This is a genomic window from Nonomuraea sp. SYSU D8015 (assembly GCF_008065375.1).
In the GTDB taxonomy this organism is placed as follows: Bacteria; Actinomycetota; Actinomycetes; order Streptosporangiales; family Streptosporangiaceae; genus Nonomuraea.
Map to the genome: position 1 here is coordinate 244,727 of NZ_VJYI01000017.1, position 15,238 is coordinate 259,964.

Annotated in this window: 12 protein-coding genes and 1 pseudogene; 2 read left to right on the forward strand and 11 right to left on the reverse strand. The window is 70.8% G+C overall.

Going from position 1 to position 15,238, the window contains the following annotated elements; translation table 11 throughout:
* Positions 1-33 precede the first annotated feature (33 nt).
* The 4 genes from ID574_RS45780 to ID574_RS45795 all read right to left on the reverse strand — a co-directional run bounded on the left by ID574_RS45780 (position 34) and on the right by ID574_RS45795 (position 3,645).
* Positions 34-663, reverse strand: a complete 630-nt coding sequence (locus ID574_RS45780) for a hypothetical protein (protein ID WP_188195334.1) — start codon at positions 661-663, stop codon at positions 34-36.
* 65 nt (positions 664-728) lie between these two features.
* Positions 729-1,115, reverse strand: a complete 387-nt coding sequence (locus ID574_RS45785) for a FixH family protein (protein WP_188195335.1) — start codon at positions 1,113-1,115, stop codon at positions 729-731.
* A complete protein-coding gene (locus ID574_RS45790) occupies positions 1,112-2,464 on the reverse strand; it encodes a hypothetical protein (protein ID WP_188195336.1) in 1,353 nt (450 codons plus the stop codon). The genes ID574_RS45785 and ID574_RS45790 overlap by 4 nt, the downstream gene beginning before the upstream one ends.
* Positions 2,461-3,645 carry a hypothetical protein gene (locus tag ID574_RS45795; protein WP_223167756.1) on the reverse strand — a complete coding sequence of 395 codons (1,185 nt, stop codon included), beginning with the start codon at positions 3,643-3,645 and terminating at the stop codon, positions 2,461-2,463. Before ID574_RS45795 ends, ID574_RS45790 begins: the two co-directional genes overlap by 4 nt.
* Positions 3,646-3,958: 313 nt before the next feature.
* On the opposite strand from ID574_RS45795, the gene ID574_RS45800 reads away from it, so the two are divergent.
* A complete protein-coding gene (locus tag ID574_RS45800; protein ID WP_188195337.1) occupies positions 3,959-5,272 on the forward strand; it encodes an FAD-binding oxidoreductase in 1,314 nt (437 codons plus the stop codon).
* Between the two features lie 81 nt (positions 5,273-5,353).
* On the opposite strand, the gene ID574_RS45805 is transcribed toward ID574_RS45800, so the two are convergent.
* Genes ID574_RS45805 through ID574_RS45825 form a run of 5 tightly spaced genes read right to left on the reverse strand, consistent with a single transcriptional unit; the run spans position 5,354 to position 12,740 of the window.
* Positions 5,354-6,187 (reverse strand): carbohydrate ABC transporter permease, encoded by an 834-nt coding sequence (locus ID574_RS45805; RefSeq protein ID WP_223167757.1) that lies wholly within the window; start codon positions 6,185-6,187, stop codon positions 5,354-5,356.
* Positions 6,184-7,092, reverse strand: a complete 909-nt coding sequence (locus ID574_RS45810) for a carbohydrate ABC transporter permease (RefSeq protein WP_188195338.1) — start codon at positions 7,090-7,092, stop codon at positions 6,184-6,186. Before ID574_RS45810 ends, ID574_RS45805 begins: the two co-directional genes overlap by 4 nt.
* A gap of 4 nt (positions 7,093-7,096) precedes the next feature.
* On the reverse strand, positions 7,097-8,428 hold the full coding sequence (locus ID574_RS45815; RefSeq protein WP_188195339.1) for an ABC transporter substrate-binding protein: 1,332 nt from the start codon (positions 8,426-8,428) through the stop codon (positions 7,097-7,099).
* Between the two features lie 20 nt (positions 8,429-8,448).
* A complete protein-coding gene (locus ID574_RS45820) occupies positions 8,449-10,554 on the reverse strand; it encodes a glycoside hydrolase family 36 protein (RefSeq protein WP_223167758.1) in 2,106 nt (701 codons plus the stop codon).
* Between the two features lie 29 nt (positions 10,555-10,583).
* A complete protein-coding gene (locus tag ID574_RS45825) occupies positions 10,584-12,740 on the reverse strand; it encodes a carbohydrate-binding protein (RefSeq protein ID WP_188195340.1) in 2,157 nt (718 codons plus the stop codon).
* A gap of 153 nt (positions 12,741-12,893) precedes the next feature.
* Between ID574_RS45825 and ID574_RS45830 the strand changes: the two genes are divergently transcribed.
* Positions 12,894-13,451 carry a TetR/AcrR family transcriptional regulator gene (locus tag ID574_RS45830; protein WP_188195341.1) on the forward strand — a complete coding sequence of 186 codons (558 nt, stop codon included), beginning with the start codon at positions 12,894-12,896 and terminating at the stop codon, positions 13,449-13,451.
* A 61-nt stretch (positions 13,452-13,512) separates the two neighbouring features.
* Here ID574_RS45830 and ID574_RS60800 read toward each other — a convergent pair whose 3' ends face one another.
* On the reverse strand, positions 13,513-14,760 hold the full coding sequence (locus ID574_RS60800; protein WP_223167759.1) for a hypothetical protein: 1,248 nt from the start codon (positions 14,758-14,760) through the stop codon (positions 13,513-13,515).
* A gap of 77 nt (positions 14,761-14,837) precedes the next feature.
* Positions 14,838-15,104, reverse strand: a pseudogene (locus ID574_RS45845) (pectate lyase); the annotation flags it as partial.
* Positions 15,105-15,238: the final 134 nt, after the last annotated feature.

Below are 15,238 nucleotides of genomic sequence, written 5' to 3' on the forward strand. Positions count from 1 at the left end.
CACGGAGAATCTACCGAAACCGGTGATCAACGGTCAGACCAGCCCGACGACGAAGCCCTCGTCCTTGATGCCCAGGTACGCCTGCGGCCGGAACCGCCGCATCGCCTGCTCGATGACCGGGATGTACTTGGGGTTCGAGCCGAGCGGCAGCCGGTAGCCGTTCTTGACCGTGTGGAACTCCCACAGGTGCTCCATGTCCGGGTGGCGGGCCCGGAAGCCCGGGTCGGCGGGGAAGAGGTCGAGCCGGACCATGATCCTGCGCATGATGTAGTCGGCGAGCTGGACGCGGCGCTGCTTGGTGCGCGAGATGCCCACCCCGGACAGTTCGGCCCACGCCACCGCCCACGGCTTGCCCCGCGGGTCGTCCCAGCGCACGCCGAAGGCGTCGAAGACGAGGTGGCGGGGCCGGTTCAGCTTGCGCCAGGCGATGACCGGCAGCAGGCCGATGGACAGGAAGATCAGCCCGAAGACCACGCCGGGCACCATGCCGTCCGAGCCGCCCGTCACCTGGCCCGTGAAGGACCAGTAGAGCGTCATGATCCCGATGACGCCCGCGACCGAGCCGCCGATCAGCGCCTTCACCTTGGCGTCGCGGCCGACGTCGATCACCACGGGCGGGGGAGTCGGGGCGTTGAACTGTGGTTGAGAGGGGCCGTACGTCATGAAAGGGCAGGTTAGCGGGGGGCGGGTGCACTTTCCGCTACGCTTCAGGGTTTTGCGAAGCGTCCCTATCCGGTGACCAGCGCGTTGACGGTCAGCACTTCCTCGCCCGCGGGACCGTCCAGCCGGATCGACACCTCCCACGCCCCGCTCATGGGGAACAGCTCGCCGTCGGCGACGAAGCGGCCCGGCGCCGTCTCGCGGGCGGTGAGCTCGGGCGTGGAGTGCCCCATGTCCGGCATCACCGCCGACACGGCCACGGTGTCCGCGTCACCCGAGGTCACCTGCACCTCGACGGAGACGCGGCCGGTCGTCGGCCTGTCGACGACGACGGTGACGGCGTAGCGGGCGCCCGTGCTGCTCACCCGGAGCGGCTCGGCGCCCAGGCCCCGGCCCACGATGAAGATCACCGCCGCGGCGGCGACGAGGGCGACGGCGATCACGATCCGCCTCATCGCGGGCTCTCCGACGCGGTGACGTCGACCGTGAACGGGACGGTGACGATCCGGTCGTCCACGGCGTACTGGGCCCAGGCCAGATACCGTCCGCCCTGGGGGAAGGTGAACGTGAAGCGCAGCCGGGACCCGCCGGAGCCCATCTCGTGCACGTGGCCCAGGAAGGACCCGTCCCGGCTGCGGACGATCAGGTGCCCGCCCATGCCCAGCCACGGCCGCACGCTCCCCGGGGCGTCCAGCTCGACCGTCGCCGGCCGGCCCGCGACGGGAACGGCAGGCTGCAACCGCGGCGCCGCACCGCCCCCACCGGCGGCGTCCGGCTGAGCGCCGGAGCCGTCGCCGGCATCTGCCCCCGGCCCGTCTTCGCCGTCCTCGGCGGCCCGCGACCCCTCGCCCGAGCTTTCCGGCCCCTGGCCGCCGACGCTGAACCGGCCCATGAGCAGTTGCCCGCCGGAGTCCTCCCGTTCCAGCTCGGCATGCGCCACGTACGCCCCCGCCCGATCCGCCCGAAGCCGGACCTCCAGCCGCCCGGGAGCGGTGCGCAGCGGATGCACGTGGCGGAAGTACCGCCCGTCCTCGCTGGTGACGATCACGTGGGCGAGCGCCTCGTGGTGGATCGCGAGGTCGTCCACCGGCCGCCCCGTGGACCCGTCGACGAGATCGACCCGCAACGTGAACTCCTCTCCCGCGGCCGGCCGCTCCGGCACCGTCTCCATCCGCGCCTGCACGAACGGCCGCCCTCCCGCCTGAGTCGTCACGACGGGCGGCGCGCCGTCGGGCGGCCCCGCGGGCACCATCGGCTCGAACACGATGACCATGACGGCCACCGTCACCCCGGCCGCGGCGCCGCCGCCCAGCAGCACGGCGCGGCCCGGCCGGGACAGCGCCCCGGTGAGCAGCCCGCCCACCAGCAGCAGCCCCGCCACGAAGAACCCGCCGTAGATCAGGAACTCCGCCCCGGACCCGTGCTCCACGAGCACGCGGAACGGCACCACGGCGACCTCGCCACCGGCCCGCAGCGTGAGCTCGTGCGGCCCGGTCCGCTCCACCCTCAGCTCCGTGTACCGCGGGTCGCGGGTTGCGGCCCTGGCCACGCCCGTGACCGTGCGGCCGTCCTCTACCGACCGCACCTTGAGCTCGACCGGCAGGCCGGCGACCGGCTGGAAGGCGATGACCCCGATCCGCAGCGGCCCGGGGACCCGCGCCGTCCCTTTGATCACCACCGTGAGCTCCGTGCCCGCGATCGTCTGGGCGATCCGCAGGTCCGCCCCGGCCGAGACGTTGTGCGCCGCGGCCGGGGACGCGCATGCCAGCACCAGCACGGCGACCAGGCACAGGAGCCGGATCATGCCCTGTCTACGGGCTCCGGCACGGCCGCGTCGGACGGAGCGGCCGCGTCGGACGGAGCGGTCGTGCCGGATGGGGCGGTCACGTCGGGCTGAGGGGCCGGGGTCGATGGGGCGGTCGCGTTGGACGGAACGGTCGCGTTGGGCAGGAACAGCGCGCCGAGCACGAGCCCGATCAGCCCGGCCACGATCGGCGCGCCGGTCCACAGCTCCGGCACGGCGGGCAGCCCGCCGCCGGTCGCCGAGGCGACCCCGATGTACAACGACCACGTGGCGAAGCCCGACAACCCGGCGAACGCCCAGTAGGCGGTCCGCCGCTCCCCGGACGGGCGCAGCCACAGGATCAGCAGATCGCTCACGAGTCCCGCGGCCACGACCGCCAGCAGGACGGGGAGGTTCTCGAACGCCGTCTGCGCGCCCGGCATGAGCACCGCCACCGCGTACATGATGGTCACGCTCCCGAACGGCAGCCGCCACCGGCGCACCATGAGCAGCACGGGGGCCAGCAGCACGACGTTGGTGAGGGCCATCGCGGTGGCCAGCCGGTCGGCGCTCGGGCCGTCCAGGCGGGAGAACGCCTCGACGATGCCCATGGGACGCCACTGCAGGGCGTCGCCGTACGACAGGAACAGCGACACCAGCGTGGTCGCGAACGCCAGCCCGACCAGCGCCGGCACCAGGCGGCCGAGCGACGGGGCGGCGCCCACGTCCGGGGCGTTCCACGCGGAGCGGAGCGGCGTGGTGATGATGAGCAGCATCGTCGTGACCAGCCCCAGGTGCGACGGGCTGAACAGGATGTCGATGGACTGCTCGATGCCGAGGAGGGTGTGCCACATCATGTCGGCGAAGCCGAACGCGGCGAATCCCGGAATCGCGACGAGCCCCGCCAGATAGCCCTTGGGCACCGCCGCCACGCCCTGCCGGCCGGCCCGCACGTTGCGCCACACCTGCCAGATGATCCAGCCGGAGACGGCCGCGAAACCCGAGTAGAAGGCCGCGTGCCAGGGGGTGAAGAACGTCTCCAGCTCGGCGAGGTTGGTGTGCGCCCAGGCGTCGATCATCAGCCCGATGCCGAACCACACCCCCAGGAGCGCCGTGACGAGGTCCGTACGGGGCGAAACCCATTCGCGCGGTTCTCCGGTGTCCGCCAGTAATCGCCGTATGCCGACATTTGCCAAAGCCACCTTGAGCCTCCCTTCGCTGATTCGATCTTTCCAGATGCGGCGGGAATGCGCGGCACCGGATTTCCGCCCGCGCGTGGCATTGAGTAATGGCCTATTCGCGCTCGGTCTTATTCGTGCTGTGGGTGACGCCGAATAACGGAATGTCAATGGAATCGCCGCTTCGGGCGTCGGCTCCGCGCCCTTGATGTGAGCCGGATCACACGAATTCTCAGGCCCGGGCGGTCACCTCTTCGCCGCCGCGACCGTCATAGCGGTGGTCCCGCGGATCAGGGGCCGCCTGAATCCATGGACATCTCATGAGGAGTGCGAGCACATGACGAACACCGACCTGCGCAGCGCCGTCAAGGGCCGGGTCCTGCTGCCCGGCGACGACGGGTTCGAACAGGCGTCCAAGGCGTGGAACCTGGCGGTGGAGCAACGGGTGGCCGCGGTCGTCGAGGCCGAGGACGCCGGCGACGTGGCGGCCGTCGTCGGGTACGCCCGCCGATCCGGCCTGGCCGTCAGCGCCCAGCCGAGCGGCCACGGCGCCTCCGGCGACGTCGACGGCGTGATCTTGCTGCGTACCGGCAGGCTGGGCGGCGTCGAGGTGAACCCGGAGGAGCGGACCGCCCGCGTCGGCGCGGGCGTCACCTGGGGGCGGGTCCTGGCCGAGGCGGGGCCGCACGGGCTGACCGGGCTGGCCGGCAGCAGCCCGGTCGTGAGCGTGACCGGATACACCCTCGGCGGCGGGCTGAGCTGGTTCGGCCGCAAGCACGGCTTCGCCGCCGACAGCGTGCGGGCCTTCGACCTCGTCACCGCCGGCGGCGAGCGGGCCAGGGTGACGGCCGACTCCGACCCCGACCTGTTCTGGGCGCTGCGCGGCGGAGGCGGCGACTTCGCGCTCGTGACCGCCGTCGAGTTCGGCCTCCACCCGGCGCCGTCCCTGTACGGGGGCCGCGTGATGTGGCCGGGTCACCGCACCCGCGAGGTGTTCGACGCCTTCATGGAGATCACCGCCGAGGCCCCGGACGAGCTGTCCGTCTGGTTCAACCGGATGCAGTTCCCGCAGGCGCCGCCCATGGTCGCGGTCGACGCCGCCTTCCTCGGGGACGAGGCCGAGGGACGGGCGCTGCTGGCCCGCCTGGACAAGATCGACGACGTGATCGCCGACAAGCGCGGGCCGGTCGCCGTGGCCGACCTGGGCGACATCACCGCCGAGCCCACCGATCCGGTGCCCGGCCGCTCGCGGGCCGAGCTGCTGACGGGGGTGGACGACGCCGTCGTCGAGGCGCTGCTGGGTGGGCCGATCGAGCCGCTGATGGGGCTGCAGCTCAGGCATCTGGGCGGTGCGCTGGCCGCGTCCCGGCCCGGTGCGGGGCCGAGCGGGCCGGTGGCGGAGCCGTACCTGCTGTACATGTTGGGGGCGGCGATCAACCCGGAACTGTCCGCGGCCGTGGGGGGCAAGCAGGCCTGGGTGGTGGAGGAGCTCGGGGCGCGGGTCAGCGGGCGGAAGCCGTACACGATGCTGGGGCGCGGGGAGCGGGCGGAGGCGGCGTTCTCCGCTGAGGCGATCGCACGGCTGCGGGAGATCAAGCGGGACCGGGACCCGGAGGGTGTGCTGCGCGCCAACTTCCCGATCCTGGCCTAGCTTCCTCCCGCACCGTCGGATCCCGCCGTTCATCGGCGGGGGTCCGTTGGCAGGGGCGTCCCGCCGCCCCTGCCAGGGCTGCTACTTGACGGCACCGCTCGTGATCCCGGAGATGATCTTCCGCTGGGCGATCGCGAACACCGCGATCAGCGGCAGGCTCATCAGGACCACGTACGCGAAGATCAGGTGCCAGTTGTTCAGGTAGAGGCCCGCGCTCGCGACCCGGAACAGGTTGAGCGGCAGCGTGTCCACCCGCCCGCCGATGACGAAGAAGGCGTAGAAGACGTCGTTCCACACGTACAGGCAGACCAGGATGGTCGCCGTGGCCAGCACCGGCCGCAGCAGCGGCAGCACCACCAGCCAGAACACCTTCATCGGCCCGGCGCCGTCCATCTGCGCCGCCTCCTCCAGCGACGAGGGGATCGTCCGCACGAAGCCGGTGACGAAGAAGATCACCGTGGACATGTAGATGCCCATGTACACGCCGATCATCCCGACCGCGGTGCCGGCCAGGCCGAGCTGGCGCAGCAGCAGCACCACCGTCACCACCGCGGGCGGCAGCACGATGCCGCTGATCGCCAGCGCGTACAGCACCGCGTTGAGCCGGGTGGCGCGGCGGGCCAGGATCCACGCCGCCATCGACCCGAACAGCAGCACCCCGAGCACGGCCGGCACGACCACGAGCAGGCTGCCCAGCGACGCCGACAGCACCTCGCCGTCCGTCCACACCTGCCGCAGGTTGTCCAGCAGGTGCCACTCGCTCGGGAGGGAGAGGTCGGGGTTCAGCGCCTCGCCGCGCGACTTGCCGGCCGTCACCACCACCAGCCACAGCGGGACGCCGATGGAGACCACCACCAGGACGAGGGTGACCGCGGGCTGCATCAGCCGCCACAGCCGCGTGTCGCTCGCGTTCACAGGATCTCCTCCCGCTTGCGAAGGACGTAGATGACCGGGAACGCCATGAGCGCCACCAGCAGGAACAGCACCAGGCTCATCGTCGTGGCCTGCGCGAACAGGCCCTGGCCGAAGGTGCGGTAGATGAAGATGTTGAGGATCTCCGTCGTGCGGGCCGGGCCGCCGCCCGTCGTGGCCTGCGCGATGTCGAAGCCGTTCATCGACCCGAGCAGCGCCGTCGCGACGTTGAACGTGATCGCCGGCGCCAGCAGCGGGAACCGGACCGTCCAGAACGTCCGCCACCGCGTCGCCCCGTCGATCCGCGCCGCCTCGACGATGTCCTCGGGGATCGTCTTCAGCCCGGCCAGGTAGATGAGCATCGACAGCCCCATCCACTTCCACGCGTGGATCAGCGCCACCACCACGACCGTCCAGGTCGTGTCGCCCAGCCAGGCGTAGTCGATCCCCAGCAGCCGGTTCAGGGCGCCGGTCGGCTTGAGCAGGGCCTGGAAGATGTAACCGACGGCCAGCGCGGACATCAGCACCGGGATGAGGAAGAACACCCGGGCCAGCCGGTTGAGCCAGGTGTCGCGCTCCAGCAGCACGGCCAGGCCGAAGCCGAACACGTTCTGGAAGATCGCCACCAGCACGGCGTACACCACCGTGACCCGCAGCGACCGGAACAGCGTGCCGTTGGAGGCGAGGTCGGTGAAGTTGTCCAGGCCGACCGGCCGGATCTCGCTCTTGAAACCCGACCAGTCGGTGAAGGCGTAGACGAAGTTGAAGATCGTCGGAAGGAAGAAGAAGACCAGCAGGATGGCGAACGCGGGCGCCATGAACCACATCGGGTGGGTCCGCCGGCGGATCGCCGGCCGGCCCCGCGTCGCCAGTCTGCTCGGAGCGGTCGCCCGCGCCGTTGTCAGCATGGAATTACCCCTGGAATCCAGGCGCTCCGGCCGCCTTGGCGAGCTGCGCGAACTGCTCCTGCGTGGCCGTGGCGACCTTCTCCGGCGTCAGGGTCCCGTTGATCATGTCGGCGAGGTTGAGGTACAGGTCGGGGTTGGCGACCGCGAGGGCCTGCATCGACCCCACCGACGTCGGCAGCGAGGCGTGCACGTCGAGCAGCGCCTGCGGCACCCCCTCCGGGCTCGGCACCGACGGCTGCAGGGAGACCGTGTTGCGGTCGGTGATGAAGTCCTTGTACGCCGGCCCCATCCAGTACGCCAGCAACTGCCGCGCCGCGGCCTCCCGCTTGGCGTCACCCGTCTTGAACGCCACCAGCGCGTTGGACTGGTCGGGGATGAACGTGCCGACGTTGCCCGACGGCGAGACCGGGAAGAAGCCGATCTTCTTGTTCAGCGTCGCGGTGTCCGCCTTGGCCTGCAGCTGCCCGAAGAACGAGTTGACCTGCATCACCATGGCGGCCTTGCCGGACAGCAGCGCGTCGCCCTGGTCCTCGAACTTGGCGGTCTTGATGTCGGAGTTGAACAACCCCTCGTCGATCAGCGACTTGTACGTCTTGATCGCGTCCAGGATGGTCTTGTCCTCGAACTTCTCCTTGCCGGCGTTGACCCGCTCCCACAGGCCGTTCTTGGCCGCGTCGGCCAGCTGGACCTGCACCCACCACTGGGTGGCCCACTTGTCGCCGGCCATCTCGAAGAACGGCGTGACGCCCTCGGCCTTGAGCTTGCGCCCCAGCTCCACCATCTCGCCGAAGTTCTTCGGCGTCTCGGTGATCTTGTTGGCGGCGAAGACCTCCTTGTTGTAGTAGACGCCTTCCACGGCCGGGCTGGTGATCAGCGCGGCGTACCTGGTGCCCTCCAGGAGGCCGGTGATGTCGCGCAGGTCGGGCGCCATCTGCGCCAGCCACGGGGCGTCGTTCAGCGGCTGGAGGTTCGCCTTGGCGTTGATCGCGGTCAGCATCGACGCGGTGGGCTGCCAGAACGCCAGGTCGGGCTTGTCGCCGGTGGCGACCTTGGTCTGCACGCCCTGCTCGTACGGGTCGGGGATCGTGACGACCTCCACCGTGGCGCCGGTCGCCTGCTGGAAGCCCTCGATCACCTTCTTGGGCACGGTGTTGCTGTTCTGCGCGGCCCAGATCGTCAGCTTGACGCCGTCCAGCTTGGTCTGCGGGTCGGGCCAGGCCGCCGCGGCGGCGGTCCCGGCAGGCGTCTCCGCGGTCTGGACGGAGGGGTCGCTGCAGGCGGCGAGCCCGAGCGCGAGCGCCGCCACGCCGGCGACGGCTGTCCATCTGTTGTTCATGCTGATCTCTTTCGGGGGGTTCACTGGGTGGGTCGGAGGTGGAAGATCCGGGCGGAGAGCGGCTCGGCGTCGCCGGGCGCCAGCGTCAGCGTCCCGGCGGCGGGGTCCCAGGCGTGCTCCCAGGAGGGCAGGTGCCGCGGGTAGCGGACGCCGAGGTCGATCGGGCGGCCGGCCAGGTGGGGCAGCTCCAGCCGGAGCGCGGCCGCGGCGCCGGGCCGCCGCCACACCCCGAGGTAGGTGTCGTCGCCGGCGCGCAGGGCGAGCGCGAGCCACGGGTCGTCCCAGCGCGGCAGGCCGAGCGGCCACAGCGGCACGGCCCGCGCCAGGCCGGCCCGCATCTCCTTGTGGACGCGCACGGCGTCGCGTACCGCGTCGAGCTGCGCGGCCGACATGGCGTCCAGGCGCCCGGACAGGTAGAGCCGCCCCAGCATGCCGGTGCACAGCGTGAAGGCGATCTCCTCGTCGGACATGCCGGGCTGCGGGTAGGCCCAGCTGGCCGACTGCTCGGGCAGCACCGACAGGGGCGCCGCCACCGCGACCGGCGGGTACAGGCGCGGGTCCTGCTGGTCGCTGGTGGACTGCAGGTGCATCCTGGACAACATCGCGTAGTCCATGCGCATGGCGCCGGACGCGCAGTTCTCCAGGATCAGCTGCGGGTGGCGGTCCAGCACGCCGTCCAGCCACGCCAGGTGCGCGCGGTTGTGAGCGAGCAGGCCCGCGCCGGCGCTGCCGGCGTCCAGGTCGGTGCCGACGCCGGGGTCGATGTTGTAGTCGAGCTTGAAGTAGCCGACGCCCAGCTCCTCCACCAGCCGGTCCACGACCTGGTCCAGGTGCGCGACCGCGCGGGGGTGGCGCAGGTCGAGGTGGTAGCGGCCGTGCTCGGCCAGCCGTACGCCGCCGCGCTGCAGGAACGCCTCCGGCGGCAGCTTGTCGGCCATCGGGCTGCGAACGCCGATCACCTCGGGCTCCAGCCACAGCCCCGGCACCATGCCGAGCGCGCGGATGTGGCCGAGGACCTCCTCGATGCCGCGCGGGAAGCGCGACTGCGACGGCTGCCATTCGCCGACGCTGTCCCACCAGGCGCCGCCGTCGTCGTACCAGCCGGCGTCCACGCAGAACACCTCGGCCCCCGCGGCCGCCGCCGCCTCGATCAGCGGCAGCAGCTTGGCCGTGGTCGGGTCGCCCATCAGCGTGTTCATGTAGTCGTTGAACACCACGGGCAGCCGCTCCCGGTCGGGGTGCGGCCGGACGATCGCCCGCCTGTGCGCGGTGAGCGCGGCCGCGGCGCCGTCGAACCCGTCGCCGGACACCGCGACCGACACCGGCACCGTCGTGAACGACTCGCCCGGGGCGAGGGTCTGCTCCCACTGGTGGTCCAGGTCGGTCGGGCCGAGCAGCGCGACGTAGGCGCCGTCGAGCCGCTCGCCCACCTCCCACCGCCAGGGCCCGTTGTGCTCGATCTGCCACAGCCACGCCTGACCGCTCTCCCGGTCGGCGAGCCCGCCCGTGGGCAGGTGGCTGCCGGTGGACCAGGTGCCCGTGCTGACCGTCGCCAGCACGCCGCGTCCGTCCTGCGCGTGCCGGGGGAGGTTCAGGTCGGGCACGCCGGCCGCGCGCAGCGGCTCGCGGGTCCAGCGGCTCTCGCCGAGCCATTCGCTGTCGGCCCGCAGCACGTCCGTGGACTCCACCGCGGCGCCGGCGAAGCAGGCGGCGAACGACGAGACGGCCAGCAGCAGCGCCGGCTCCTCGCCGCGGTTGGTCACCCGCGTCCACACCTGGAAGGCGGCCACCCCGTCGGCCGAGCGGAAGAACACTTCGGCGTCCAGCCCGCTCGCCGCGTCGTGCAGGTCCATCCGCAGGACGTGCCACACACCGTCCCTGCTCTGCTCGCAGCCCCGGTAGGCCAGGCCGCGCCCGGCCGCCGTCTGCGAGAAGCGGTGCGCGGAGCGGGCCCGCCCCGTGCCCGGGAGCAGCAGCTCCACCAGCGGCTGCGTCGCCCGCGGTCGGGGCGCGGCGGGGCCGCCGGGCGAGAGCGACCGCACGCCGACCGGGCCGTCGGGTGAGACGTCCAGCACGACCCGCAGGCAGTCATGGCCCCAGACCACGCTGGTGTTCGTTGGCTTCAAAGCTGCTGCTCCTGTTTCTCTCGTGTTGCTCAGCCGAGCGGGGCGGCGATCTGGATGAGGTCGATGTCGGGGGCGTAACCGGCCGAGGCGTTGCCGAACGTGATCGCGTTCGCGCCCGCGGCCAGGACCACGTCGACGACCGTGGTGCGGAAGTTCGACCAGCCCAGCGTGTTGCGGAAGTAGTGCCGCGCGGCCGGGCCGCCGTTGACGGAGATGTCCGCGTAGCGGTCGACGATGTTGGAGTTGTAGTTGGTGGCGCCCTCGCCCAGCTCGCCGTTGGCGTACGTGACGACCATGCGGTAGCGGCCGGCGGCCGGGACGGTGACGTTGTTGAAGCGCAACGTGTTGGCCGCGCCGGCGCCGATGTATCCGACGTACGCGCCGCCCGACGCCGCCGGGTTGGAGCCCGCCCTGGCGGCGCCGCTCAGCGTGTTGGCGGGGGATTCGGCCTGGTAGGAGGTGATGGTCCCGGTTGCCGCGGACACCTCGAGATAGTCGATGTTGACCGCGTCCCGGTCGTCGGCGGCGTAGGCGTCGACGTCGATCCGGTTGATCCCGGCCGTCAGGAAGACCTTCGTGGTGACGGTGTTCCACGTGTTCCAGTCGGCGGTGCCGGGCAGGGCCACGTCGGTGAGGTCGGAGCCGTTGAGCCGCATCCGGACCGAGCGGGTGGCCGGGGCGCCGCTGTAGGGGCCGGCCGAGTAGCGCAGGGCGACCTCGTAGTAGCCGTCGTCCGGGGCGGTCACCACGAACTTGGTGCTCGCGGTGGTGCTGGCGCCGTATCCCTCCGAGAAGTGCGTGCCCGAGTAGCCGGTGTTGGAGCCGTAGGTGACGCGGGCGGAGCCCCCCAGGGCGGCGTACTCGGCCTCGTACCGCTGCGCCGAGGTCGCGGGGGAGCGGTCCTTGTCCGGGGTCACGATCACGTGGTACGCCGAGGTGCCCTTCAGCCCCGTCAGCGGGATCGTGATCTGGCCGCCGGAGGCGGTGAAGTCGCCCTCGCTGACCCGGTACGGGCCGGGGGAGGGGTTCAGCCCTGTGCTGTCGACTCCCCAGACGGTCGCGTGGACCGTCGTGCCGAGGTACGACGGGATGCCCTTGACCACGACGTTCGTGTCGTAGGTGCCGCTCGCCGGGTTGTTGCCGCCGAAGATCACTCGGGCCTGCTTCTTGGCCGGGTCGAGCGCCGCCAGGCCCTGCAGTGAGCCGCCCGGCGCGGGCGGGGTGACGGCGACCGTCGTGCCGGTCAGCTCGCCGTACCACTTGTACAGCCACCAGCCGCCGGTCGCCTGGTTGTTCCTGGTCACCAGGTCGTTGAGGCCGCCGGCCGTCGTCCAGTACGCCAGGCAGCCGTCGACCTTGCTGTTCTCGAACTTGGCCACGAACTGCACCAGGTTGCCCGGCACGCCCAGGTCGCCGGAGAAGCGGCCGTACTCGTTGATCGTGATGGGCCGCGGGGAGACGCCCAGGCTCGTCTCGATCGCCCGGTAGTCGGCGTAGTGCTGCTGCCAGCTCGTGAAGAAGTCGTCGCCCAGCTCATGCCAGGTCATCACGTCGGGCAGCACGTTGTTGTCACGGGCGAACTGCAGGAAGGCGCGCAGGTCGGCCGAGCGGTAGGAGGCGAAGTTCGGGCCGGCGATGCGGGCGCCGGGGTCGATGGAGCGGATGCGCCGGTAGACGGTCCTGTAGTCGTTGAGGAAGCCGGTCAGGTTCCCGGCGTACCAGATCTGGTCGGGCTCGTTGAACGGGACGTACACGTACGAGGTGCGGTGCGGGTCGGCGACGACCTTCCTGGTCATCGTGTCCACCTTGGCCAGGTAGTCGTTGATGCCGAGGTTCTCGTACGGCCACTGCTTGTAGATGTCCTGCATGTAGATCTGGATGTCGCGGCCGCCGGCCCGCTTGAACATCGGGGCGACCTTGAGCGCGTCGCCGTTCGGATGCTGCAGACCGTCGGGCGCCTTCTGAGCGGTGACCTGGGGTTTGAGCGCGGCCAGCATGGTCTCGTTGGGGATGCCCTCGTCGCCGAGCCCGTACAGGAAGCCGGTCGCGCCGTAACGCAGCGGGCCGGTCTGGGTGGCGAGGTCGACGACGAGCTGGGACGGCGCGGCCTCGCTTGGCGTCGCGGGCAGCACGCTGCTCACGATGGCCACCGCCACGGCCGCGGATAAGGCACTGCTCCTCCTCATGGGCGCTCCTCGGGGAGTGCGGATGTGACCGGTCACATCTTCTTGATGCATGAGTGTGAGCGGTCACATCGAGAAGAGAAAGAGGGCGTTACCAGGTTGTTACCGGCAAATGTCGGGCAAGGTGCACACGAGCGTTGGCCTACACTCGTTGTCATGGCGTTCACCGAGCGATCGGCGGCCACGAGGAGCTCGATCCTCTCGGCCGCCAGGAAACTGCTCATCGAGCGGGGCTACGAGGCGATGACCATCCGGGCCGTGGCGGCGCAGGTCGGCGTCGACCCGTCGATGGTCATGCGTTACTACGGCAGCAAGGCCGGGCTGTTCAGCGCCGCCGTCGACGTCGACCTCCGCTTGGAGCAGGTGCCCAGGCCGCCGGCGGACCGGCTCGGCGAGCTGCTGGTGCGCCACTTCCTGGCCCGGTGGGAGGGCGGCCTTTCGGACGACGTGCTGATCCTGCTGCTGCGCTCGGCCGCCACGAACCCGATGGCCGCCGATCGCATGCGGGAGATCTTCGACCGGCAGATCGTCGCGTTCGTGGCCCGGGTGGCGGGCGCGGACGACGCCGCGCACCGCGCCGGGCTGGTCAGCACGCAGTTGCTCGGCCTGGCCCTCACCCGCTACGTGCTGGAGCTGCCGCCGATGGCGGACGCCGACGTCGAGACCCTGGTCCGCGACCTGGCGCCGGTGGTGCAGCGCCACCTGACCGGCTGATGAATCTACATTGTAAAGGCGCCGGGTCGGTTTTGCTCCGAGCCCGGCGCCCGACGAGCCGTCAAAGGCCGTAGCGGCTCTTCAAATGCCGCCACCAGTCGCGGAACATCCAGGCGTCGAACTCGGTGATCGACGAGGCGCTGCCGGCCTTCATGAGGAAGCAGCACTGGCCGGTCGGCGTCCAGTCGTAGAAGTCGTCCAGCCCGAACGAGTGTCCTATCTCGTGCAGCAGGATCGTCATGTTGTCGGTGTTGAGGTTGTTCATGTAGTACTCGCTGCCGAGCCGCTGCCCCCAGTCGCCGCCCGCGCCGCCGCCGAAGCCGGCCGTCAGCCACAGCGACATGTCGTAGTGGTGCGACGCGCCGCCCGGGCAGTTGGGGTAGTTGCCGTTCTGGTTGAAGAAGCGGCCGCACGCCTCGGCGCACTGCGGCGCGTTCTCGCGGATGTCGTTCACGTAGATGTCGACGGAGTTGTCGCTCCACTGGAGCTGGGAGCGGTTGCGTACGGCCCAGCCGACCACCTTGACCGGCACGTTGCCGTACGGCCAGGCGTTGTGGCCGACCATGACGTCCATCCACTTCTTGAACTGGCGGGCCAGGGTCGCGTGGATCTGGTCGCGCTGGGCGGCCGTCACTGTGGCGCTGGTGTCCCAGCGGACGCAGTAGTTGATCGAGCCGCCGTTGGCCATGATCTGGTCCCAGCCGTAGTTGCGGAACCCGTACAGGTTCGGATACGTGCTCTCCTGGTGCTGCCACACCTCGTTGAGCGGAGTGACCAGGTGGGAGGGCGGGTTCCAGCCGGTCGAGCCGCCCGAGTCGGCGGCCCACGCCCTGACCTCCAGCAGCCCGACCGACGCCTGGCCGCTCTGCAGGACCACGCGCAGCCGCGTGGTGCTGACCTGGGCGAAGGTGACCGTGTTGTAGGCGTTGACGGCGACGGGGTAGGTGCCGGGGATGTCGGCGTAGGCGCTGCCGGTCCACCGCTGGAGCTTCCAGGAGGCCGGGACGCGTACGCCGCCGTCGTCGTCGAAGAAGTAGACGTCGGCGGATCTGATGGTCTGGGCCGAGGGCCAGGTCAGCTCGGCCCATTGGGTGCCGGTGTTGGGCCAGGTGCCCCAGCGGCGGTTGACGGTGTCGTTGGAGCGGGGCGGGTCGATGCCGTCGTTGATCGCCGCCACGCTCTCCCATGGGGAGGTGTACGAGGCCGAGGGCGTCGCCGACCTGGCCACGTTCGTGTCGGCGACGGCGCCCTCGACCGGCAGGAAGAAGGTGCTGATCAGGAGGAGGGGCAGGATGGCCAGGCGTTTCATACGTTGCCTCCGGGGGTGGTAGCGCTAACACCGATGGGCCCCGAGGAAGGGCGCGCTCCCTCGGGGCCCTGTCCGCGCTAGCGGTAGGCGATGTCGGACGAGGAGTACAGGCAGTTCACGCCGTCGGCGCCCTCACCGATCTTGGTGGGTTCGCTGCCCTTCGGAACGCCCCGGTACTTCTCGCAGATGACGGCGCTGCCGTACACCGTGATCCGGCTGAAGCGCGCGGTGTCGCCCCAGTTGGTGTTGATGCCGGCCAGCACCTTGGTCGACCGCGCGGTCACGCCGTCCATGACCACGTGCCGTTGATAGGAGGTCGAGCAGTTGCCGCAGGCCCGATAGAGCTTGGAGGAGTCGGCGCCAGCTCCTCAGAGGGTGTGATGGGGATGTCAAAGCCGTTCTCCCTGCCTTTCCACGCTTCAGTCGCCTCAGTCGCTTGGGAAGCGTTTTCCCGCCGGTCGGGCGGGTGCCTGAGCCG